The 20,956-nt window shown below is 61.8% G+C and carries 14 protein-coding genes; 7 read left to right on the forward strand and 7 right to left on the reverse strand.

Annotated elements, in window-relative coordinates; genetic code table 11:
• Positions 1 to 103 precede the first annotated feature (103 nt).
• Positions 104 to 1,852 carry a TolC family protein gene (locus NZ746_02510; protein MCS6816233.1) on the forward strand — a complete coding sequence of 583 codons (1,749 nt, stop codon included), beginning with the start codon at positions 104 to 106 and terminating at the stop codon, positions 1,850 to 1,852.
• Between the two features lie 94 nt (positions 1,853 to 1,946).
• Here the strand turns inward: NZ746_02510 and NZ746_02515 are convergent, their stop codons facing one another.
• The 4 genes from NZ746_02515 to NZ746_02530 form a co-directional block, all read right to left on the reverse strand.
• Complete coding sequence (locus NZ746_02515) at positions 1,947 to 4,580, reverse strand: hypothetical protein (GenBank protein ID MCS6816234.1); 2,634 nt, start codon at positions 4,578 to 4,580, stop codon at positions 1,947 to 1,949.
• Positions 4,581 to 4,630: 50 nt separating this feature from the next.
• On the reverse strand, positions 4,631 to 7,396 hold the full coding sequence (locus tag NZ746_02520) for a PIG-L family deacetylase (GenBank protein ID MCS6816235.1): 2,766 nt from the start codon (positions 7,394 to 7,396) through the stop codon (positions 4,631 to 4,633).
• A 91-nt stretch (positions 7,397 to 7,487) separates the two neighbouring features.
• Complete coding sequence (locus NZ746_02525) at positions 7,488 to 10,334, reverse strand: TonB-dependent receptor (protein ID MCS6816236.1); 2,847 nt, start codon at positions 10,332 to 10,334, stop codon at positions 7,488 to 7,490.
• A 14-nt stretch (positions 10,335 to 10,348) separates the two neighbouring features.
• Positions 10,349 to 11,590 carry an ROK family transcriptional regulator gene (locus NZ746_02530; protein ID MCS6816237.1) on the reverse strand — a complete coding sequence of 414 codons (1,242 nt, stop codon included), beginning with the start codon at positions 11,588 to 11,590 and terminating at the stop codon, positions 10,349 to 10,351.
• Positions 11,591 to 11,672: 82 nt separating this feature from the next.
• Here NZ746_02530 and rimO point away from each other — a divergent pair, with 82 nt between their 5' ends.
• From rimO to NZ746_02545, 3 genes are read left to right on the forward strand one after another with little or no spacing between them, the layout of a single operon-like run.
• Positions 11,673 to 13,073, forward strand: a complete 1,401-nt coding sequence (gene rimO, locus NZ746_02535) for a 30S ribosomal protein S12 methylthiotransferase RimO (protein ID MCS6816238.1) — start codon at positions 11,673 to 11,675, stop codon at positions 13,071 to 13,073.
• Complete coding sequence (locus tag NZ746_02540) at positions 13,057 to 13,605, forward strand: phosphatidylglycerophosphatase A (GenBank protein ID MCS6816239.1); 549 nt, start codon at positions 13,057 to 13,059, stop codon at positions 13,603 to 13,605. Before rimO ends, NZ746_02540 begins: the two co-directional genes overlap by 17 nt.
• Before the next feature lie 10 nt (positions 13,606 to 13,615).
• Positions 13,616 to 14,866 carry a competence/damage-inducible protein A gene (locus NZ746_02545; GenBank protein MCS6816240.1) on the forward strand — a complete coding sequence of 417 codons (1,251 nt, stop codon included), beginning with the start codon at positions 13,616 to 13,618 and terminating at the stop codon, positions 14,864 to 14,866.
• A 509-nt stretch (positions 14,867 to 15,375) separates the two neighbouring features.
• On the opposite strand, the gene NZ746_02550 is transcribed toward NZ746_02545, so the two are convergent.
• The 3 genes from NZ746_02550 to mtgA form a co-directional block, all read right to left on the reverse strand.
• Positions 15,376 to 16,092, reverse strand: coding sequence for a nucleotide exchange factor GrpE (locus NZ746_02550; protein ID MCS6816241.1), 717 nt, complete (start codon positions 16,090 to 16,092; stop codon positions 15,376 to 15,378).
• A 189-nt stretch (positions 16,093 to 16,281) separates the two neighbouring features.
• A complete protein-coding gene (locus NZ746_02555) occupies positions 16,282 to 16,629 on the reverse strand; it encodes an RNA-binding protein (GenBank protein MCS6816242.1) in 348 nt (115 codons plus the stop codon).
• 265 nt (positions 16,630 to 16,894) lie between these two features.
• Positions 16,895 to 17,650, reverse strand: coding sequence for a monofunctional biosynthetic peptidoglycan transglycosylase (gene mtgA, locus NZ746_02560; GenBank protein ID MCS6816243.1), 756 nt, complete (start codon positions 17,648 to 17,650; stop codon positions 16,895 to 16,897).
• Positions 17,651 to 17,796: 146 nt separating this feature from the next.
• On the opposite strand from mtgA, the gene glgA reads away from it, so the two are divergent.
• From glgA to NZ746_02575, 3 genes are read left to right on the forward strand one after another with little or no spacing between them, the layout of a single operon-like run.
• Positions 17,797 to 19,281 carry a glycogen synthase GlgA gene (gene glgA, locus NZ746_02565; GenBank protein MCS6816244.1) on the forward strand — a complete coding sequence of 495 codons (1,485 nt, stop codon included), beginning with the start codon at positions 17,797 to 17,799 and terminating at the stop codon, positions 19,279 to 19,281.
• 36 nt (positions 19,282 to 19,317) lie between these two features.
• Complete coding sequence (gene trxA / locus NZ746_02570; GenBank protein ID MCS6816245.1) at positions 19,318 to 19,653, forward strand: thioredoxin; 336 nt, start codon at positions 19,318 to 19,320, stop codon at positions 19,651 to 19,653.
• Complete coding sequence (locus NZ746_02575) at positions 19,650 to 20,954, forward strand: adenylosuccinate synthase (GenBank protein ID MCS6816246.1); 1,305 nt, start codon at positions 19,650 to 19,652, stop codon at positions 20,952 to 20,954. The genes trxA and NZ746_02575 overlap by 4 nt, the downstream gene beginning before the upstream one ends.
• Positions 20,955 to 20,956 lie beyond the last annotated feature (2 nt).

The raw sequence follows: 20,956 nt of genomic DNA on the forward strand, positions 1-20,956 counted from the left end.
ATTGTAGGAGGAAGCGCCTCGGCGCTGTCAAGAGCGCTTGCCTCAGCGATGGCGAGCGAGGAAGAATATGTCGCCATGATCTCACTCGCGGGAGGAACATACAATGAGGAAACGGCATGTCGCCTTCAGCGTCTGGATGAGCGTGTGGATCCTGGGCTTCATCCTCTTTCCTGTTCGGGGGACCAGGGCACAGGAGCCCGCGCCATCCTCGAAGAAGCCAGCCCCTCAAGAATCGGTCTCGCTTGGACGCGTTCGACCGCTCATGGTCAAGCGCGTGGGCGTGGACGTGGAGAACCTCTGGTATCTCTCTTTGCACGATGCCATCCTGAAGGCGTTGGAGAACAACACCGAAATCCAGGTGCAGCGCACTGGGGTTCAGGTGAGCGAATTTGCGCTTCGTGCCGCTCAAGGCGCATATGATCCCGTCGTTTCGATCGGCGCGCCGCCTCCAGCGGCGGCCGCAGCCGCCGGAGGTTTCATCGGGGGCGCCGCGACACAGGGCTTCGGCTTCGAGTCGCGTTCGACGCCCGTGGCTTCGCGCTTGCAGGCCGGGCGCGATGCCAATGCCCTGCGAAGTCGAACATTCACCTACAACGTCGGCATGAGTCAGTTGCTCCCGACCGGAGGGAGCTGGCAATTCACCTTATCGAATCAGCGCACGACGACGAACTCGATCTTCGCCACACTGAACCCTCAGTTCTTCACGACGCTCTCCTTGGATTTCGTGCAGCCGCTCTGGCGCAACTTCCGGTGGAATTCGACGAAGCAGCAGATTCGAGTCGCCAAGAAGGCGCTCGACCTGTCCGATAGTCAATTCCGGCAGCGCGTCATCGAGATCATCACCCAGGTGCAAAAGGCCTATTACGACCTCGTCTTCGCGATTCGGAACGTCGAGATCTTGGAAGAGGCCGTCGAGCTGGCGCGGCGGCAACATGAGGAGAACCAGCAGCGCGTGGAGGCAGGAACGCTTCCCCCTATCGAGCTGCATCAATCGCTGGCGGAGATCGAGCGGCGAAATCAGGAGCTGATCGCTGCCGTCGCGCAGGTCACGGTCGCCGAAAATACGTTGAAGGGCTTGATTCTCCCGAGTCTCAACGATCCGCTCTGGCGGGCTAATATCGTGCCGACGGAGAGCATCGAATTCGTGCCGCTAGCTCTCGACGAGGAGAGCGCCTTGCGAGTGGCGCTGACGAATCGCCCGGAGGTGCAGCAGTTGCGGCTTCAGAAGGAACAAACGGACATCGCCATTCAGTATTTCGCGAATCAGACGCGACCGGCGATCAATCTGATCGCGCGCTATGCGTCCTTCGGATTGGCGGGGACGGAAGTCCCCCCTCCTCCAGAGTTTCCGTTTCTGGCGGGGGGAGTTGCTGCGCAGTTCCTCGGCGGTCCGAGTCAAGCCATTGAGAATGCGCTGCGCCAGCGATTTCGCAACGTGGCCATTGGGGTGAGCATCAGCTTCCCCCTTCGGAATCGCACGGCCGAAGCGCAACTGGGACAGGCGAAAGCGCAAGCGCGCGCTTTGGACTTTCAAGAACAGCAACTCCTTCAACGGATCGCCATCGAGGTGCGAAACGCGCTGCAGAACGTCGAAGCCGCGCGTCAGAGTATCGAGGCCGCGCGCGCTGCGCGCCTGGCCCGCGAGAAACAGCTCGAAGGCGAGCAGGAACGCTTCGCTGCCGGCATGTCCACGAATTTCCTCGTCCTGCAATATCAGAATCAGCTCTCTCAAGCGCGCGGAGCCGAGCTTCAAGCGCTCATTGCGTATAACAAAGCGATCGCCGAGCTGCAGCGGGTGATGGGAACGACGCTCGACGTCTACAACATCCGCCTCTCGACGGGTTCTCGGTGAACGCTGCGAAATGCGAGGTGATGGCGCGTGCCTCGCGCCGATCGCCGAAGTCGTCCGTGAGAGCCTTCGAGTTCTGCAGAGACAGAACGGAGGCTCATGGCCGAGCGAGCACGCGCAGGGCGTAGGGCACGCCATAGGCGTGCGTCCATCCGAAGACGCGCAATCCGTGCGTGAAGCTCCAGATCGGACGGCTCCCGTCAGGATTTCGAGGAAGATGGCTCGCCTTCTCCAAGGCCGCGAACAATTCCCGTTGGGTCCAGGAATCGTCAATCGGGCGAGGCAAGGCCTCCATCTTCAGTGGCTCGATGCGTTGCCGCAACTCTTGGAGGAAGCTCGGATCACCCGTCAAATCATAGCCGACGACGAGGCTATGGATCGTCGCCAAGTATGATTCCATCCGGTGACTGAGCGGAGGGACATCTCGCACGCGCCGGGCATGTCGTACGAGCGCTGCGCGCACACGAGGATCTCCCGTGAGATCGAGATATCGCGCCAGCGCGTGAGAGGCATAATTCTGCGCATATCCGAAGCGATCCATGACGAGACTCCCCCCTTGCTCTCGCTCTTGCCAAAAGAGCATGCGCGCGATCCGATCGCGCAGCTCTTGGTGGTACCGTTCCTCCTTAGTGGCATCCCACACTTCGACGAGATTCCACACTGAGAGATAGAGGCGACGCCCGGTCAGGTCATGGTCGCCCCAAATCCGCTTGAGATAGGTCTCGGCCGTTTGGATCGCCACCTCCAATCCTCGGTGATAGCCCGATAGGTAGTAACTGGCCAGCCATCCCGCGACCCAAACATGCGCGCTCAAGGCGCGCGACCAATGCTGCATCCCGTGTCGGCGGCCAATGCCGAGGTATTTCGTCCCTGGCGGCTGCCGAAGCGTCTCCCAAAAGTCGAGCGCGGAGTTCGTATCCCCGTAGTACTTTGGATCCGCGGGCCAATGCGTATTGTCCACGTCCATCGAATGCCGACTCGCAGCTTCCGCCGCCAAATATATCCGACGGTCTCCCGTGCGCAAAAAGTGGAACCATAGCATGAAGTCCACAGCCGGTTCGTTGCACACCCAGACGTCCCACTTCTCCCCATCGAAGTTCAACTTCCCATCGCCGTAGTCGAACATCCCGAACCACGGCGCCCAGCGTTGGTTGAAGAGCCACCACTCGAATTTGTAATCCAGCGCGCGCTCGAATTCGGGAAAGCGGTCAGTGCGCGGGGCGAAGCGGCCGTATACCCCGCTCTCGGCGTACCACGTTGGATCGGCATGAGCGACGGGAGGGGCGAGAACGTAACTCATCGTTCGTTCGATGTCGGCCGCGCCGCTCTTGTGGAAGTACAGGATCAGCTCGCTCGTCTTCGCGAGCCCTTGCGCCCAATTCTCCACCGTCCCTTCGGAACCGTCCTCGTACTCCAGTTCGCTCGACCAACGCGCGAAGCTCATCGGCTCGACGCGCGGCGACCAGAGGAACGCCGTCAGACGTCCCGGCGCCTCCCAGCGCAGCTCCTTCGGATATTCTTCGAGGAAGTGTCGGATTCCGACGGCGACGCCCCATCGCTCATCCGAGAGGCTCAACCATCCATCGGCGCGTTCGGCCCGGGCGACCGTCTGCTCGTCTACATCGAGATGGGCGAAGAAGCCCTCCAATCGCCGATCCGGCGTGGATTCGGGAACAGGGGGCATGCGCGTCGGTTGTGGACCAGATTGAAGCAGAGAGATCGTGCGCGCTCCTGCGATCTCGCGAACGTGCTCGCGACGCCGTCCGTCCTGCCACCATTTTCCTTCGCGATAAACCGTTTGCATCCGCCGTCGAGATGACAACTTCACATCGAGCGCCAGACCGACGGCTGCGATACGATCGTTCGGCTGCGTCCATCCGGGATCGCCCGGCTCTTCGCGGCGAATCTTCTCGCCCTGTGTGGCGACGTGCGCGTGCTCGCCTTCCAGCGGCCGATGCTTATCGGGCACGCCCGTGTAAATGAACGTGTGGAGGACGCGGATATACGGCTTTCCCGCATAGGCGTGAATGCGCATCACGAAAGGCGCCGCCGGATTATCGGCGCGCGCGTACCGGTATTCGCCTTCGACGCGCAGGATGATGTGGAGCGGGCCGGATCCCTTCTCAACGACCGTTCGCGTAACGACCGCGCGCGAGGGATCCACGCCGGCGTCATCGAGAAAGTCGAGGAACGATCCGCGTCCGACGGGACCTTCGGCGATCACATCCGACTCATCGAACCCGTTCCCCTCCACATCCAGTTGGACGCGATGCAAGAATCCCCCTTCGCCCTTCCGTACCAGGAAGCGCAATGGTCCGGTTGTCACTTCGGCGAACCCGCGCTCGCCTTGGTTATTGATGACGATCGCGCGCTGCGGAGGCGGCCACGTTCGTCGCACCGTCGGCCCATACTCGACGAAATATTCATCGAAGGCCTCGGCGAAAAAGAAGACCCAGATCCATTTCACGCTCTCATCGGCGGGCGCCCACGTGTTCACTTCCGTGATCTGCGAGGGGATCTCGCGCCCATCCGGAGCGAGGACGCGCACATGGTCGGGCGAATGAAGTGCGCCCTTGGGGAAGGGCAGCCCGAAGAGAATCGGCGCTCCCTCGCGCGGATGTTCGATGCGGATGCGCACGCGTGAGGAGGGGGGCAAAGATGATGGTGGGCGTCCTGGAACGGCCGAGCCCACGTGAGCCAGGAGAAGAATCATCGCGAGGAGTTCTCGCATCGTCGTCCTCTCCCGATCCATTTGTCCAATTGTCCAAGCGGAAGCGTTCCTCAGCGTCCTTCTCGCCCGGCGTAAAGCAAGTTCACGAAAAGGCGAATGGCGCCGGGCACGCCGGCGGGAAGTTGGCGGAAGAACGCATAGCCGGTGAAGAGGTATGTCCCCCGTCCGTAGCGAGCGCGCAGGAGTCCTCCCTGGAGGGGCGGCTCGCCCGGATCGTGCGAGGCCAGGAGCGGCGTGAACCGTTCATCCCATCGCTCCATGAAGTACAGGCCGCGCTCCTGCACCCAGCCCTGGAAATCGCGTTCGGTGATGCGATTCGGCCAGTGAAAGAGCCGATCCTCCGGCAGGAGGATCTCGACCGGAGCGTCTTCTACGCTCACGCGTCCGCGCCCGAGCGTCGCTGGATAAGGCGTGAAGTTCCCGCCGTTGAATATCGCGATGTCCTGGTTGTATTGCACGAGCAACGTCCCTCCGCGCTCGACGAAATCCAAAAGTCGTCGATTATGCTCGCGCACATCTTCTCGCACATCGTACGCTCGAATGCCCAGCACGATCACCTGAAAGCGACTCAGATCTTCGCGCGCGAGCTGTCCCGGAGCGAGGACTTCGACGGTCAATCCGAGCTGCGCGAGGACGCGCGGGATCTCATCGCCCGCGCCCATGATGTACCCGACGCGCAGGCCGGTCGAGGGCACGACGACGTCCACGACGTGGATGCGCACGCGCGCCGGTTGGAAGAAGGGGAACCACCCGATCTCGCGTCGCCCGACGAGCGTATAGCCCTCGGTGTACGATCGTCCCTGATACTCGGCGATGGCCGTCACGTCGTAGTGGCCTTCGCGCACATTCCCGGGCGTGATCTGGAACGTGACATTTTGCGTTTCTCCCTGGCGCGAGAAGCTCAAAGATTGCGCAGCAGGCTCGACGCGCCATCCCGACGGCGTCGCCAAGCGAAGCGTGACGCGGGCTTCGCCGGGCACGTGAGAGCGCACGCTCACGGTCACAGGGATCGTTTCGGGAGAAGACGCGCGCATCACGACCGATTCCGGATGGACCTGAACGGAGAGAGGGGGGCCGATCAAAAGGGGCCGATCCTCCTCGCCGTAAATCGGATCCACGGAGCGGGCGCGGACGACGGTGGCGATTTCACTACGCATTCCTTCGAGGGTGTAGTGCGCGCGAACGCGCACGGGCAGTGGTGGCAAAGGAAGCGTGGCATAATCCGGGACGTCGAGTCGGAGGATCGCCTCCCGATGCGGATCCTCGCGCCTCCAATACGGACGCGTCCAAGCAATGCGATCGAGATCCGGAGGGATCGTGATGCGGCATTGAAGGAAGGCACTCTCGTTAGAGCCGAGCGACTTCAGATCGCGTCGAAGCGTGACGACGGTGAAGCTCTTCGGAGCCTCGCACGCGAGGTCTTCGGCGATCACCGCGGCGCGGCCGCGATTCCACAATCGCGCCGTCACCGTGAACGTTTGCCCCGGAGAGACCGCGACGAAGGGTTCGCGGGAGCGCGCGAAGCCCATCGGCTCGTCCCCCCGATCCCCGGTCGTCGCTGACGCGTCTACGCGGGCTTCCATGACCAGACCGAGCGCCAGATTGATCGCGTGCGAGAGCTGCATCCGCTTCGTGCGCAAATGGAGCAGGAGATCTTCTCGCATCGCGGGCGACAACGGCGCGCGTTCGATGCGGGCGATGAGATCGGTGAGCACCGCGAGACCGCGCAGCAAGGGACGCGCCGCGCGCTCCGGATGTTCGAGGGACAGCGCCATCTGGGCTTCAGCGAGGTGTTGATCCACCTCGCGCAACATGGAGCGAAGGAACGGCAGCGCTCGCTCCTCCGCTCCCAGGCGAGCGGCTAACCCGGGCAGACTCGTGTCCAGACCATCGAAGAAATGCTCTTCCCGTTCTGCCGTTGGCACCCGCGAAGCAATGAGCCGATAGTGAACGTACCGATCTCCGGGGGGAACGATCACGCCGCCCACGCCTTGCGTGAGCTGAAGGCTCAAGCCCTTCATGGCCAGTTGCGCGTAGGATTGTCCGAGCGCCGGATCATAGGCCCCCGTGTTCAAACGCACAGTGTGCGCTTCATCGGCGCGCACGCTGACGTAGAGCTTCTTCGGCGACCACGGCGACAATCCTTCTCGAATATGCTCCGGGAAGCGTGTGGGGTCGCCTGCGACCTCAAACGCTTCGCGCGCGAGGATCCCCGCCACTTGATGGTTTCCGTGTCCATCGCGGGGGGCTCCGTGGAAGCGCGCCACCACGACATCAGGACGAAAGCTGCGGATCACGCGCACCAGATCGGCGAGGGCCGGCTCACCTCCATCCCATTTCCGAAGCGTCTCCTCCGCCGTTTTGGAGAAACCGAAATCGGCCACGCGCGTGAAACGCTGCCGGACGCCATAGTGGGCATCGGCCGCGAGCAACTCGAGGGTGCGCACGAGACCGAGCGCATCCAGTAACTCCGGCCCTATCTTGTTCTGTCCCCCTTCGCCGCGCGTGAGCGTCAGCAGCATCACTTCAGCGCCCAAGCCCCGTGCGACCAGCGTCAGCATCGCGCCATCCTCGTCATCCGGATGCGCCGTCACATGCAGCAGTCGCGCCGTCGTGCGCAACTTCCGCAGCGCCTGCACCAGTCCCGGCAGCCCGGAATCCACACTGGGCTTGGGGACAACCTCGGTCCACGACTCATCAGCTTCCCAGGTCGAAATCGGCTGTGGGGTTCCCCACCCTGCGCGCAGAGCCGCTCCGAACAGGAAGAGGAGAAGGAAACCGCAGCACGCGCGGAGACTCGCAGATCGTCGTGGCATAGGTCCTCTCGATGGATCACGAGATGAAAGACGAGGGGACGTCGGCGAGCGCTTTTCCGACATCCCCTCGGCTGCCTTCACGCGATCTCGTTCAGAAATTCAGCTTGAACCCGAGCTGCAACTGTCGCGATTCGAGCGCTCCCGCCCGCGGGAAGCGTGTGGGCAACGGTGAGACTAAGCTCCCGTCGGCGTTCACGGCCACCGTCGTCGTCAGGTCCGTGATGTTCGGATGATTGGTCAGATTGGTGAACTCCGCGAAGAACTCGACGTTGGCGCGCTCGCTCAAGCGCACAAAGCGGGAGTACCGCAGGTCCACGTTGAAGTTGTTCGGCCCATCCACCGTGTTGCGTCCGATGAAGAGCGGCCGATCCATCAAGATGCGGTCGTTGTTGAGATCGCGATTGGCGAAGATATTGAACGTGTCGCCGCTGTCGGCGCTCACGATGAGGCTCACCTGATTGTCGTTCAAGAGCGCATTCCAGAATCGGTTCTCCACGTTCACCTTGGGCGCCAGGACGCTGCTCACGTAGAAGATGTGACGGCGATCCGAGAGCGAATTGCCGCGATCGCGACGCCGATTGGTCGGGTCCGAGAGCTGCACGTTGCTGTCGAGCACGTTCACCTCGGGCGCATCGTCAATGGCGTGCGACCACGTGTAGGAAGCCGTGAATTGGTACCCGTTCGAGAATCGCTTGATGAGCTGCACGGTGACGCCGTTGTAGTTGGAGTTCCCCACGGACTCGTCCAGGAAGACGTTGTCGAATTCGGGGAAGAGCCGCGTCTGCGGATTCACGGCCGTGTCGAAGACGGGACGCCCGTCCGCGAGCGTTCGAATCGGGTTGATCGGGTTGATGTTCCGCCGCACAGGGATGCGCGTCCCCTTGGAGAAGACGTAGCTGAGGACGACGGACATGTCGTTGGTGAGCGCCCGCTCGATCTGCAGATTCGCATTGCCCGAGTACAGGTTCGCGAAGTCCGGAGCGACGGCGTTCACGCTCACGCGCGGCAGAGGGAATCCCGGCGGCAACTGCTCGAGCGTCTGCGGGAAGGCCGGGGCGAAGGGACTCGTCCCCGCGACCGAGATCTCGCGGAAGCGCGGATTGCCATTGTTCAGGATCGCCAGGCGGTAGAAGTCGAGCTTCGGGAAGTCGTAGTAGATGCCGGCGCTCGCGCGCACAACGGTCTTCCGCTCTCGTCCGATCCCGTAGGAGAGGCCCACGCGCGGAGCGAAGTTGTTCTTGTCCACGTTGAAGTCGCGCGAGATCGGAAGCGGAGAATTCCGATCCGCGTTCGGGACGTCGTACAGCTCATAGCGGACGCCATAGAGGAGCTTGAGGTTCTGCGTGACGCGCCAATCGTCTTGCCAGAACGCCGAGTAGAAGAACGCGCGCTCGCTGATCTCCGGATCCCCTAACCGCTGCCGGAAGGTCGTGTATCCTCTCGGGTTCACCCCTCTGACGGCGTTCAGATAGGCGTCGATGTTCGGGAAGACGTATTCGGCAAAGAGCGGTTCCCGTCGGAAATCGTCATAGGTCGTCATCGCGAATCCGAACTTGAAGGCGTGGTTCCCCCGGATGAACGTGAAGTTGTCCACGACGTCCACGCTCCTTTGACGGAAGCGCTGCCCATCGTCGGTCGGACCCCCAAACAGCGCTACGCCGGAGATCGTGATGGCCGGACCGCGCACGGCATTCTCCGGATTGGCCACGCGGAAGAAGCGTCGCCGCGCGTATTGGAAGCGAAACTCGTTGATCGCGCGCGCCGAGAACGTCGAGGTCAACTGCGTCGCCACCGAATCGGCAGCGTCAATGAAATCGGTCGAGCGCGTCAGCGAGAGAAGTCCGGCCGAGAGCGCGCCACCGATGTTGTTCGGCGAGCTGTTGCGGAACAGGTTATACCGGGACATCAGGCGATGCTGCTCGGAGATCGTGTAGTCGCTCCGCACGATGAAGAAGTTGACCCGTTGCGAGGCCGGGACGACGCCAATCTGCTTGGGGGTCAATCCGATGCGCGCGGCATTCTCCGGCGTGATGGTAATCGGGCGCGGGATGTCACGCCGCGTGAACTCATAGGCGCTGAAGTAGTGGAGTCGGTCGCGTTGGATCGGGCCGCCCAGCCGCACCGTCACCGTATCGGCGGCGAAATCCGGTTTGGGTTGTGTGGGCGCCAGCAGCGTCGGACGCGCCGAGAAGGACTTGCGGCGGAAACGATATCCGGCTTCGCCGCGTAATTCGTTCGTCCCCGAGTCGGTGATCGCGTTGTAGACAGTACCTGTCGTCGTCCCGAATTCCGGAGCGAAGCCGTTGTTGACGACTTGGATCTCTCGGACGAACACTTCCGAGATCGGCATCAAGCGAATGCCCGCGCGATCGGCTTGCGTGTTCGTGTTTCCATCAAGCTGGTAGTTGATCCGATCCAGGAACCCGTTGGTATTCACCTTACGCGGGACGCCGAATTCGGGATTGGGACGCGCACTGACTCCCGGTTGCAAGAGCATGAAGTTGTAGATGTTGCGGGAAACCAAGGGGAGGTTCCGCACCTCTTGCACCGAGATCGTGTTGCCTTGTTCGATCTTCCCAATGTCAGCCACAGGGACATCGGCCGTGACCGTCACAGCTTGCTCGATCTGTCCGACTTCCAGCGTGACATCCACGACGGCCGTTCGACCAGCCGTGAGCGTGATGCCCGAGCGCACGGCTCGCTTGAATCCAGTGGCTTCCACACTGACTTCGTAGCGGCCAAGTGGCAGCAACGTCGCGCGATAAAATCCCCGCTCATTCGTCGTCAGCGTTCGCGCATACCCCGTGTCCAGATTGACGATGCGTACAGTGGCTCCAGAAACGACCGCTCCTGATGGGTCCATCACAATCCCCTCGATGACCCCATCGGTCGCCTGTGCCTGAATGAGCAGAAACGTCGCGAGAAGCAAGTTCTTCATACCCCCCTCCTGCTTTAAAGTCGCGCGACCAAATCGGCGAGTTGTCGCTCGACGAGTTGAAGAGCTGAGAAGACGGCGCCATAGAGTTGCGCCTGATCTCTCAACGCCGAGGCGACGACAACCGGTTTGGCCGGAACCGTTCGTTCGAGAGCCGCTCGAATGGGTTCGAGGAGCATCTCCCCGGCTAAGCTCACCCCCCCACCGAGCACAATCATCTCTGGATCGAGCACCGTGGCTAGATTGGCGACGGCTGTGCCGAGGTACTCGATGGCTTCTTCTACCACGCGCTGAGCGGCCGCATCGCCCTGACGGGCAGCCTCGAAGATCGCCCGAGCGTCCGACAGACGTGGGCGCTTCATCTCCCGACGGGCACGAGCGGTCAGAGCGGGCCCAGACGCGCGTAGTTCCAAGAATCCCAATTCGCGGAATTCCTGCCACAATGCCTTCGGGTCTAAGAGCATGTAGCCGACTTCTCCGGCTGCATGCGTGGCGCCGCGATAGAGCATCCCATTGATGAGCAAGCCCGCCCCGATCCCCGCGCCGATGGCGATGAAGACGACGTTCTGGCGTCCTTGCGCGACTCCGCGCCAGTGTTCGCCCAGGACGGCCATGTTCACGTCATTGTCCACATGAACGGGAAGGCGCAGCGCTTCCTCTAGGAGTTTGCGCAAGGGGACGTCGCGCCAACCCGGGAGATTCGGGGCATGGCGGACGACACCGCTCTCGACATCGGTGATGCCGGGAGCGCCGATGGCCATTCCCTTCACCTGGCGCCATCGCAAACCCATCGTCTGGACGAGCTGGCGGCTGAGTCGGACGATTTGCTCTACGACAGTGCGCGCATGAGGAGGTGCCTTTCGCGTCGGCTCTTCCAATTGCGCAAGGAAATCGCCGTTGAGATCCGCTAAAGCGACGCGCACGCGCGTCCCTCCCAGGTCCGCGCCGAGCACGTATCCGAAGCGCGCGTTGAAGCGCAAGAGCACCGGCGGTCGTCCACCGCGAGATTCGCCTGTGCCTTCTTCGATGAGCAATCCAGCGCGCACGAGCTTCGCCACCAACGTGGAGACAGCCGGGGGACTCAAGCCCGAACGACGCACCAGCTCCGCCCGCGAGGTCCTCCCAGAGGCCCGCACGAGCTCCAACAACGCCAGCATGTTCAACCGCTTGAGGAGCCCGTGATTGGCCGGAGTCGCCGAATTGTATCCATGCTCGCCCATGACTTTGTTCGAGAAGATAATAAACTGTTTCGTCTCCATGTCAAGCCCCGGCGAGCGATTTCGCTCGTCGTTCGGATGCCTCCTTTACAATGGGGCGTCGCTCGATTTACCATGCCCAGGTATGCCGAAGGTAGGGTGGATCAGCCTCGGGTGTCCGAAGAACCTCGTGGACAGCGAGGTCATGATGGGATGGCTCGTGCGCGAGGGATTCGCGCTCACGACGAACGTGGAGGAGGCGGAGATCCTCGTCGTGAACACGTGCGCCTTCATCGACCCGGCCCGGCGGGAATCCATCGAGACGATCTTGGAGATGGCGCAGTGGAAGGAACGCGGGCGCTGTCGCAAGCTGATCGTCACGGGATGTTTGGTCGAGCGCTATGGCGATCAATTGCGGCGCGCATTGCCCGAGGTGGATGCTATCTTGGGAACGCGAGAGCTGGAGCGCGTCGTCGAGATCTGCCGCGAGGGAGAGGAGAAGCGTCGAAAGCGTTCTTTGCCAGTTCTCTCAGCGGAGATCGCATCTCGATACGTGGAGGGTCCGACGCATCCGCGGTTGCTGACGACGCCGCGCCCCACAGCCTATCTCAAGATCGCCGAAGGCTGTGATCACACCTGTTCCTTCTGCATCATTCCCAAACTGCGCGGCCTCTTTCGGAGTCGTCCCCTGGAGTCTCTCCTCAAGGAGGCCGAGGAGTTGGCGGCGCGTGGCGTTCGAGAATTGGTGTTGGTTGCGCAGGACACGACGCACTATGGCGTGGACATCGGGATGCGAGAGGGGTTAGCGACGCTTCTACGCGCGCTGGCCCGGATCGAGGGGATTCGATGGATCCGATTCCTCTATAGCTATCCCAATCACGTGAGCGATGCCTTGATCGAGACCGTCGCTACCGAGGAGAAGGTTTGCCCGTACTTCGACATCCCCCTGCAGCATGTGAGCGCTCGTCTGCTCCGTGCCATGCGTCGAGGAGGCACGCGCCGTTCGCTCGAGCGCTTGATCGAACGCATTCGACGTCGCCTTCCAGAGGCGACGCTGCGCACGACCTTCATCGTGGGATTTCCGGGGGAGACGGAGCAGGATTTTCGCGAGCTGCTCGACTTCTGTCGGTCAGTGGAATTCGATTATGCGGGGGCATTCCTTTATTCGGACGAAGAGGGGACGGAGGCCTACGGGCTGACGGGGAAGGTACCATCGTCCGTGGCGCGCGCGCGTCAGCGGCGGCTCCTTCGCGAGTTGGAGCGGATCGCGCAGCGGCGGCATCGGCGATGGATTGGGCGAACCGTCGAGGTTTTGGTCGAAGGATATGTGGCGGCGAGCGCATCTTCTTCGGACGATCGGACTGCGACGCCGCTCGTGTTGCGAGGACGCATGGCCGCGCAAGCGCCGGAGATAGATGGGGGTGTGATCCTCGATGTGGGAGAGGCGAAACAGCCACCTCGGCCAGGAGAGTTCGTCCAAGTCGAAATCCTCGATGTCTTCGGATCCGATCTGATCGGACGAGTGCGTCATGAGAACGCGTGCTGAGTCGGAGATCGTGGAGCGAGCACCGATTCGGCTCTCTCTTGGGGATCATCTTGCTTGGTGGGTCGCCACGGGAGGGGGAAGTGGTCTGGCACCGATCGCCCCGGGGACGGTAGGCGCGTTTCTGGGCGTCCTGTTCTTCGTGGGCACTCTCTTCGTAGAGCGCGCTTTTGAGGCGAAGGGAGTAGGGTGGATCGTCGTCAGCATCTTCCTGGGCGTCGGTGTGTGGGCGTCGTCTCGCGCGGGTCGGCGTTTCGAACGGACCGATCCGCCGCAAATCGTCATTGATGAGATCGTCGGACAATATCTGGCACTGGCAATTGTTTTCGGAAGCGGAGCGGCATGGCCGAGATGGAGTGCGATCGGCGTGAGCTTCGTCTGCTTTCGCCTATTCGACATTTGGAAACCGTATCCCATTCGGCGAGTCGAGCGCTGGCCGTCTGGCATTGGGATCATGGCCGACGATGTGTTGGCGGGGGGATACGCGGGGCTCGCGACCCACGCCATCTTGCTCCTCGCGCGACAACTCTCATGAGGGGAGGCCGATGCGATCGGAGCGATCGCGCCAAGCGGAGATCATCGCCGTCGGGTCGGAACTGCTGACGCCGTTTCACGTGGACACGAATTCGCTGTGGCTCACCGAGCGGTTGAACGCGCTCGGGATCGAGGTGGTCGTGAAGACGATCGTCGGCGATGATGAAGCGCTTTTGGAACGCCTCGTGCGCGAAGCGCTCGCTCGCTCAGAGATCCTCATCTTGACTGGGGGGTTGGGGCCGACCGAGGACGACGTGACGCGAAAAGCGCTCGCGCGCGCGCTCGGGCGAGGGCTCGTGCTTGACGAGCAAGTCCTCGAGCGCATTCGGATGCGATTCGCCAGTCGCGGGCTCGTGATGCCGGCGATCAACGAGCGGCAGGCCTTGGTCTTGGAAGGGGCGATCGTGCTGGAGAATCGGTATGGTACGGCTCCGGGGATGTTCCTGGAACATCAGGGGCATGTGCTCGTCGCTTTGCCTGGGCCGCCTTCGGAGATGCGAGTCATGTTCGAGAGTGAGGTCGTGCCGCTGCTGGAACCTTTGGCCGGTGGGCTCAAGCTCAGATATCGCACGCTGCGGATCGCTGGCATGAGCGAATCCGCTGTGGATCAAGCGATCGCGCCGATCTACACGCAGTACACGAATCCACGAACGACGATCTTGGCGACTACGAGTGGGATCGAGATTCATCTCACGGCCGTCGGGCCGACCGAGGAGGAAATCGAAACGCGCCTCAATGAACTCTCCGATCGCATCGAGCAAGCGTTGGGCGCGCGCGTCTTCACGACCCGTGGCGAATCGCTCGAGGAGGTGATCGGGCGCCTCTGTGTGATCAAGCGCTATACGATCGCCGTCGCCGAGAGCGTGACCGGGGGCCTCGTTGCCAAGCGACTCACCGATGTCCCCGGCAGCTCACGTTATTTTCGCGGCGGGATCACCGCATATTCGGATGAAGCGAAGACCACGCTTTTGGGTGTTCCGGCCGATCTGCTCGCGGCCCATGGGGCTGTCAGCGCAGTGGTCGCCGAGGCGATGGCTCAACAGGTGAAGGCGCAGTTTGCGACGACGATTGGCCTGGCCGTCACTGGGCTCGCCGGACCCGAGGGAGGAACATCAGAGAAGCCCGTGGGGCTCGTCTTCATCGCGCTGGCCGACGATGTGCACGTGGAGAGCCATCGCCATTGGTTCTCAGGTGATCGCGCTCGCATCCGAGAACTAGCGGCCCAGGCCGCTCTCGCCCTTTTGTACGAACGTTTGCTGTAGCTTGGCGAAGTCCCCTCGGCGATGATGGGGGTCGTCGGCAGACGGAAAGGCGCGCGACCGATTCGTGAGCTGAACCTCGATGCAGAAGGCGGGCCGATGAGGCGGAGCAAGACCGTGTCGGTCATCCTCCCGACCTACGACGAGCGAGGATCCGTTCGAGCTTCGATCGGCGAGTTCCTTGCTGCCGGATTGATCGCGGCCGTTGGTCTGCTTTCGATGAGCCCACAACCGGCCGCGGTGTTCGGGAACTTCACATTTTGCTCCTCCCGAGCCTTGATTTTTGAGCGACGGATCTTCGAATCGAGGGTTGGAGGCGATTCATCGGGACAGCGTCGCTGTGCGGCGCAGCGGGGCCGATTGTGCAGCAGTTCTTCCTTGTGGAAGTCGGGATCTTGATGTCCATTTTCACGGAGCCGCGCAAGAAGGCTCTCTGAGTAAGCCTTCTCTTTGTCGGAAGCGATTGTCCTTTCCAGCTCGTCAGGAAACGCGCTCAAGACAGAGGATATCGGCTATCGGTCATGGGAGGAGCGCTCTGGTTCGCGCGGAGGTGATGAGGTGTTTGAAGTCGGACGCACGGCGACTTTGACGCGCGCCGGACGCAGCAGGCGATCGCCGATGAGGTATCCGCGCTGATATTCGTCCAGGATCGTGTTCTCCTCGAACTCGTCCGTCGGTTCGATGGCGAAGGCCTCATGGCGCGTGGGGTCAAAGCGCTGTCCGATCGTCTCAATAGGGCGCACATTGAACCGAGCGAGCAACTCCAGGAGTCGGCGATGGATCATACGGAGCCCGTACAATAGTCCATCCATGTCGCGTACCAGTTCGGCTCCCTCCAAGGCGCGCTCGAAGTCGTCCACGATAGGGAGGAATTCGGTCAAGACTTCAGCCCGCGCATCTTCTCGCATGCGTTCCCGCTCGCGCTCGATGCGCTTGCGATAGTTATCGAATTCGGCGGCCAAACGCACGAGCCGATCATAAAGGGCTTGTTTTTCCTGCTGCCACTGGGCGAGCGCGGATCCCTCTTCCGCAGACGCTGAGGTCAGTTGGGGTGATGGCTCGAGCAGCTCCTGACCAAGCTCATGAATCGTCGCCCCGAGTTCTTCCGTTTCCGGCTCCGTTGGAGCGTGCGTCGTCGAAGAGTCTTCGGATGGGCGCACCGTATATCCAGTCTCTCCGTGATCTTCGGCGAAACGGATTGGGATCCGTCGCACATTTGGTTTCTCCATATCCCCCTCCGATGCCTTCCGAGGATATCACCGTGCGAACGAGCGTGTCAACGGCGAGAATCGTTGAGGTCGGCGAGCGAGCGAAGATCTCCCTCGGCGAGGAGAGAGGATCTCACTCGGCGAGTGTGCGCGCGGTGCTGAACGGGGGCCTGACGCGCCTTCGGAAGCGCGAGGCCCATCACTCGATCTTCACCATCGAGGAGAGCGCCCCGATCCCCGCGGGGGACGACGCCCACCGCGAGAAGGACCACCTCCACGATCGTACCCGAACTGATTAGAGGGACGTTCTGGCCTGGGCCGAGCTTCGTTCACAATGAGTGTGCGACCTTCGTATTCTCGCTGGTTCAACTGGCTGATAGCGGCTTCGGCCGCCTCAGCGGAAGCGAGTTCGACGAATCCAAATCCCCGAGAGCGTCCGGTGATCCGGTCGGTGATGACGTGGCTGGAGAGCACGGGACCAAAGGGCCTGAAGAGGTCTTCCAAGTCCTCGCTGGTCACGCTGTAGGGCAAATTCCCGACATAGAGTTTCACGGACATACCATCTCCTCAGCATCGTTACTTGGAAGCCACCGAAGCAGGGCGGAAGAGGCATAGCGGCTTCGCGCTCTGCGCGCGGGGCTTCGAGCATCAGAACGGGGACCTCGGCAGATCTCGCGACCAGTCGAAGCGCCCGATCTCTTGCCGTGAGGGTATCGAGGGCATCACGTTGCTGACCCCCGCGAGCCCCTCATCGGCCAACTCCATATCCCAAACATCGCATTGATGAGCGAGCAATAGAGCATACCTGCGATGTCACTTCGAGTCAAGGTGAAAGGAGCAGAGGGACGGCGGTCCCTGCGGCGCGGAATTGTGGGGGGATGCTGACCTCTCGCATGCGGCGTTGGATGATCCGACGTCGGCGTTCAACGCGGGCGGGATGCTTGGCCGGATTGTAGGTCTCGCGGGGATTGGGGATGATCGCCGCCAAGAAAGCCGCCTGCTCCGGCGTGAGATGGGCGGCCGAAATGCCGAAATAATGTCGTGCGGCGGCCTCGGCGCCATAGATCCCATCCCCCCACTCGATCACGTTCAGATAGAGTTCCAGGATCCGCCGCTTTCCCAAGATCGCCTCCAATTCCACGGTGATCACGGCCTCGTGCACCTTGCGCAAGGGATTTCGCGACGTCGAGAGGAAGAGGTTCTTCGCCAATTGTTGGGTGATCGTCGAAGCCCCGCGCACGATCTCTCCCTCCTCGAGATTCTCCTTGAGCGCCTCCCGAATCTGGCCCCAATCGAAGCCGTGATGGACAAAGAATCGCGGATCTTCACCCGCGAGCACGGCGCGCACAAGATGCGGCGAGAGGCGCTCGTAGGGGATCCACACGTGCACGCGCTTGGGCACCTGACCGCGCGCTCGCGCTTCCTCCGCCCGTTGTCGCATGAGGGCCGTCATCCGCGGAGCGATCGTTCGGAAGCGAATGACTTGAATGAGAATCGTGCTGTGATAGACGAGAACTCCCACGAGGAGCCCTGCGAGTATCCAGCGGATCAACTTCCGCTTTCGATGCGCTCGTCGCATCAGAACAAGCGCGCCTCCTGTGCCGAGAAGACGTTGTAGCACGAACGAATGGAGAAAGGCAAAGAGAGGCGCTGGTCTTCCATTCTTGACAAGCCTTGGAGTGAGGGCCTACTATAGCCTACTTTGTGAGACACGAGGGGGCGACCATGCGGGAACGTCTACAGGTCATCTTCGCCGCTTCCGAAGCCACTCCATATGCGAAGACCGGGGGATTAGCCGATGTCGCCGGAGCGCTTCCCCGCGCGCTCGCGAAGTTGGGCGTGGAGGTGAAGGTTATCCTCCCGCGCTATCGCGGAGAGCGAGCGGGCGCCGTGGGACGTTGCGTGGACGAGCGGGTGGATGTCCCTTTCGCCTTCGGAACGAAGACGGTCGCCATCTACGCCGATGAGCATAGGGGCGTCTCTTTTTATTTCGTGGATGCCCCGGAGTACTTCGATCGCCCAGGGATTTACGGCCCAAATCCGAACGAGGAGTATCCCGATAATGTCGAACGCTACGCCTTCTTCTCGCGCGCAGTGATCGAGTGGGCGCGGCGTCTGAATCCCCCTCCCGATCTCATTCATTGCAACGATTGGCAGACGGGGTTCATCCCGCTCTATCTTCGGACGACGTATCGTGAAGACCCGCATTTTCAGAGGACGAAGACGCTCTTCACGATTCACAACATCGGCTATCAGGGGCTCTTCTCGCCGATGCTTCTGGAACGGTTCGGGTTGAGTCCAGAGATCTATCGAACCGAAGGGGGGATCGAGTTCTACGGCCAGGCGAGCGCCATGAAGGCCGGGATTGTCTTCTCGACAGCGATTTCGACGGTGAGTCGGAAGTACGCCGAGGAGATCCAAACGCCGGAGTACGGCTACGGTTTGGACGGGTTGCTGCGAGCGCATGCCGCGCGGCTCGTCGGCATTCTCAATGGCGTGGACTACGAGGAGTGGAATCCGGCCACCGATCCGTTCATCGCCGCGCGATACTCGATGGAGGACCTGCGTGGGAAACGCCTCTGCAAGGCCGATCTCCTGCGGACGATGGGGTTGCCGGAAGATCTCGAGCGCCCAGTGATCGGTTCGATCTCTCGATTGGTCGCGCAGAAGGGATTCGATCTGGTGCGCGAGGCAGCCAACGGCCTCCTGCGGGCTGGTGTCGTGTATGTCCTGCTCGGATCGGGAGCGCGCGAGTTGGAGGAGTTCTTTCGGGAATGGCAACGCGCTCATCCGGATCGCGTCGGCGTCTATGTGGGATTCCACAATGAATTGGCGCATAAGATCGAAGCCGGTGCCGACATGTTCCTGATGCCCTCACGATATGAGCCGTGTGGCCTGAATCAGATTTACAGCTTGAAGTACGGCACGGTCCCCATCGTCCGCGCGACCGGCGGGCTCGACGATACGATCGAGCCCTTCGATCCAGCGACGCGATCGGGGAATGGATTCAAGTTCGTCGAGTATCGGGCCGATCATTTGCTCGCGGCCGTCGAGCGCGCATTGCAGGTTTATGCCGATCCATCGCTGTGGCGAGCCTGCATGGAGAACGGCATGCGCGCCGATTTCTCTTGGGATCGTTCGGCTGCACAATATCGAGAGCTGTACGAGCGGGTGATCCGCGGGGACGGGCCCTTCGGGGAGCCCGCATGACAGGTGAGGAAACGTTCGGTTGGAAGGGAGGAGAATATGGCGGGAAACGTCATCGAAGTCACCGATGCCACGTTTCGGACGGAAGTCTTGGAGTCGCCCATCCCTGTGCTCGTGGATTTCTGGGCCATTTGGTGCGCGCCCTGTCGGGCGATCGCTCCAACGGTGGAACAGATCGCTGAAGAGTACGCCGGGCGCCTCAAGGTCGCGAAGTTGAACGTGGATGAAAATCCCCTGACGCCGAGCCGGTATGGGATCCAAGGGATCCCCACGCTGGTCCTCTTCAAAGATGGGGAGGAGAAGGATCGCATCATCGGCGTGACGGCCAAGGAGAACATCGTCCGCATGTTCGCGCCCTATCTGGGAGGGATATGAGGAACGTCGTCGTCGTCGGTGCCCAGTGGGGCGACGAGGGGAAGGGGAAGATCGTCGATTGGCTGGCGGCGCATTTCGACATCATCGCCCGGTATCAAGGGGGACATAACGCTGGGCATACGGTTCGAGTCGGGGGGCGCCGCTTCGTCTTACATCTCATCCCGTCGGGGATCCTCCGAGATGGAAAGGTGTGCGTCATCGGCAATGGCGTCGTCGTGGATCCCGAAGCCTTGCTCGAAGAGATGGCGATGCTCCGACGCGAAGGGATCTCGGTGACGCCCGAGCGATTGCTCGTCAGCCACCGCGCGCACGTCATCTTACCGTATCATCGCGCTCTGGAAGCTGTGGTGGAGCGACACCTGGGAGAACGGCGCGTGGGGACGACGATGCGTGGCATCGGACCGGCGTATGAGTTCAAATATGGGCGGCGCGGCCTGCGCATGGACGATCTCTGCGAGCCCCAGCGCTTGCGTGAAAAAATCGCGCTGGTTGCTGAGCACGTCAACCGGATGTTGCGCGCTTTCGACGCTGAGCCAGTGGATCCGCAATCGCTCTACGAGCGGTGTCGAGAGCTAGGTGAGAAGCTCGCGCCCTTCGTGACGGATACGGTCGCTTACTTGAATCGAGCGATCGCCAAAGGGCGGACCGTCCTCTTCGAAGGCGCGCAAGGGACGATGCTCGATGTGGATCATGGGACGTATCCATTCGTGACCTCTTCGAACGCGTCGGCTGGCGGCGCGATCGTAGGGACGGGCGTCCCGCCCACGCGCGTCACAGCCGTCTTGGGTGTCGTCAAAGCCTATACGACGCGCGTGGGAGAAGGTCCCTTTCCCACGGAGCTTCAAGATGAAATCGGGCAGCTCCTCCAGCAGGGAGGGGGAGAATATGGGGCGACAACAGGACGCCCACGCCGCTGCGGATGGTTTGATGCTTTCGCCGTCGCCTATGCCGTGATGCTCAACGGGTGCACGGCGCTGGCCCTCACCAAACTCGATGTGCTCGATCCACTGCCAGAGATCAAAATCTGCGTGGGATACCGCTATCGCGGACGTTTGCTCGACGAATATCCAGCTTCCTGCGAAACCCTCCGCGAATGCGAGCCGATCTACGAGGCCGTCCCGGGGTGGCAGGCACCGACGAGCGGACTCACTCGCTACGAGGAATTACCGCCGAAAGCCCAACGCTACATCGAGCGTTTGAGTCAACTGGTCGGATGTGACATCCCCATCATCTCAACCGGCGCTGAGCGCGAGGAGATGATCGTCGTGCCCAGCCACGCCGCGGAACGAGTGCTGGCGTGATC

The organism is Blastocatellia bacterium (assembly GCA_025055075.1).
In the GTDB taxonomy this organism is placed as follows: domain Bacteria; phylum Acidobacteriota; class Blastocatellia; order HR10; family HR10; genus HR10.

Coding starts and splice junctions, on each gene's coding strand:
- NZ746_02510 (MCS6816233.1), top strand. CDS start 104: ATGAGGAAACGGCATGTCGCCTTCAGCGTCTGGATGAGCGTGTGGATC.
- NZ746_02515 (MCS6816234.1), bottom strand. CDS start 4,580: ATGCGAGAACTCCTCGCGATGATTCTTCTCCTGGCTCACGTGGGCTCG.
- NZ746_02520 (MCS6816235.1), bottom strand. CDS start 7,396: ATGCCACGACGATCTGCGAGTCTCCGCGCGTGCTGCGGTTTCCTTCTC.
- NZ746_02525 (MCS6816236.1), bottom strand. CDS start 10,334: ATGAAGAACTTGCTTCTCGCGACGTTTCTGCTCATTCAGGCACAGGCG.
- NZ746_02530 (MCS6816237.1), bottom strand. CDS start 11,590: ATGGAGACGAAACAGTTTATTATCTTCTCGAACAAAGTCATGGGCGAG.
- rimO (MCS6816238.1), top strand. CDS start 11,673: ATGCCGAAGGTAGGGTGGATCAGCCTCGGGTGTCCGAAGAACCTCGTG.
- NZ746_02540 (MCS6816239.1), top strand. CDS start 13,057: ATGAGAACGCGTGCTGAGTCGGAGATCGTGGAGCGAGCACCGATTCGG.
- NZ746_02545 (MCS6816240.1), top strand. CDS start 13,616: ATGCGATCGGAGCGATCGCGCCAAGCGGAGATCATCGCCGTCGGGTCG.
- NZ746_02550 (MCS6816241.1), bottom strand. CDS start 16,092: ATGGAGAAACCAAATGTGCGACGGATCCCAATCCGTTTCGCCGAAGAT.
- NZ746_02555 (MCS6816242.1), bottom strand. CDS start 16,629: ATGTCCGTGAAACTCTATGTCGGGAATTTGCCCTACAGCGTGACCAGC.
- mtgA (MCS6816243.1), bottom strand. CDS start 17,650: ATGCGACGAGCGCATCGAAAGCGGAAGTTGATCCGCTGGATACTCGCA.
- glgA (MCS6816244.1), top strand. CDS start 17,797: ATGCGGGAACGTCTACAGGTCATCTTCGCCGCTTCCGAAGCCACTCCA.
- trxA (MCS6816245.1), top strand. CDS start 19,318: ATGGCGGGAAACGTCATCGAAGTCACCGATGCCACGTTTCGGACGGAA.
- NZ746_02575 (MCS6816246.1), top strand. CDS start 19,650: ATGAGGAACGTCGTCGTCGTCGGTGCCCAGTGGGGCGACGAGGGGAAG.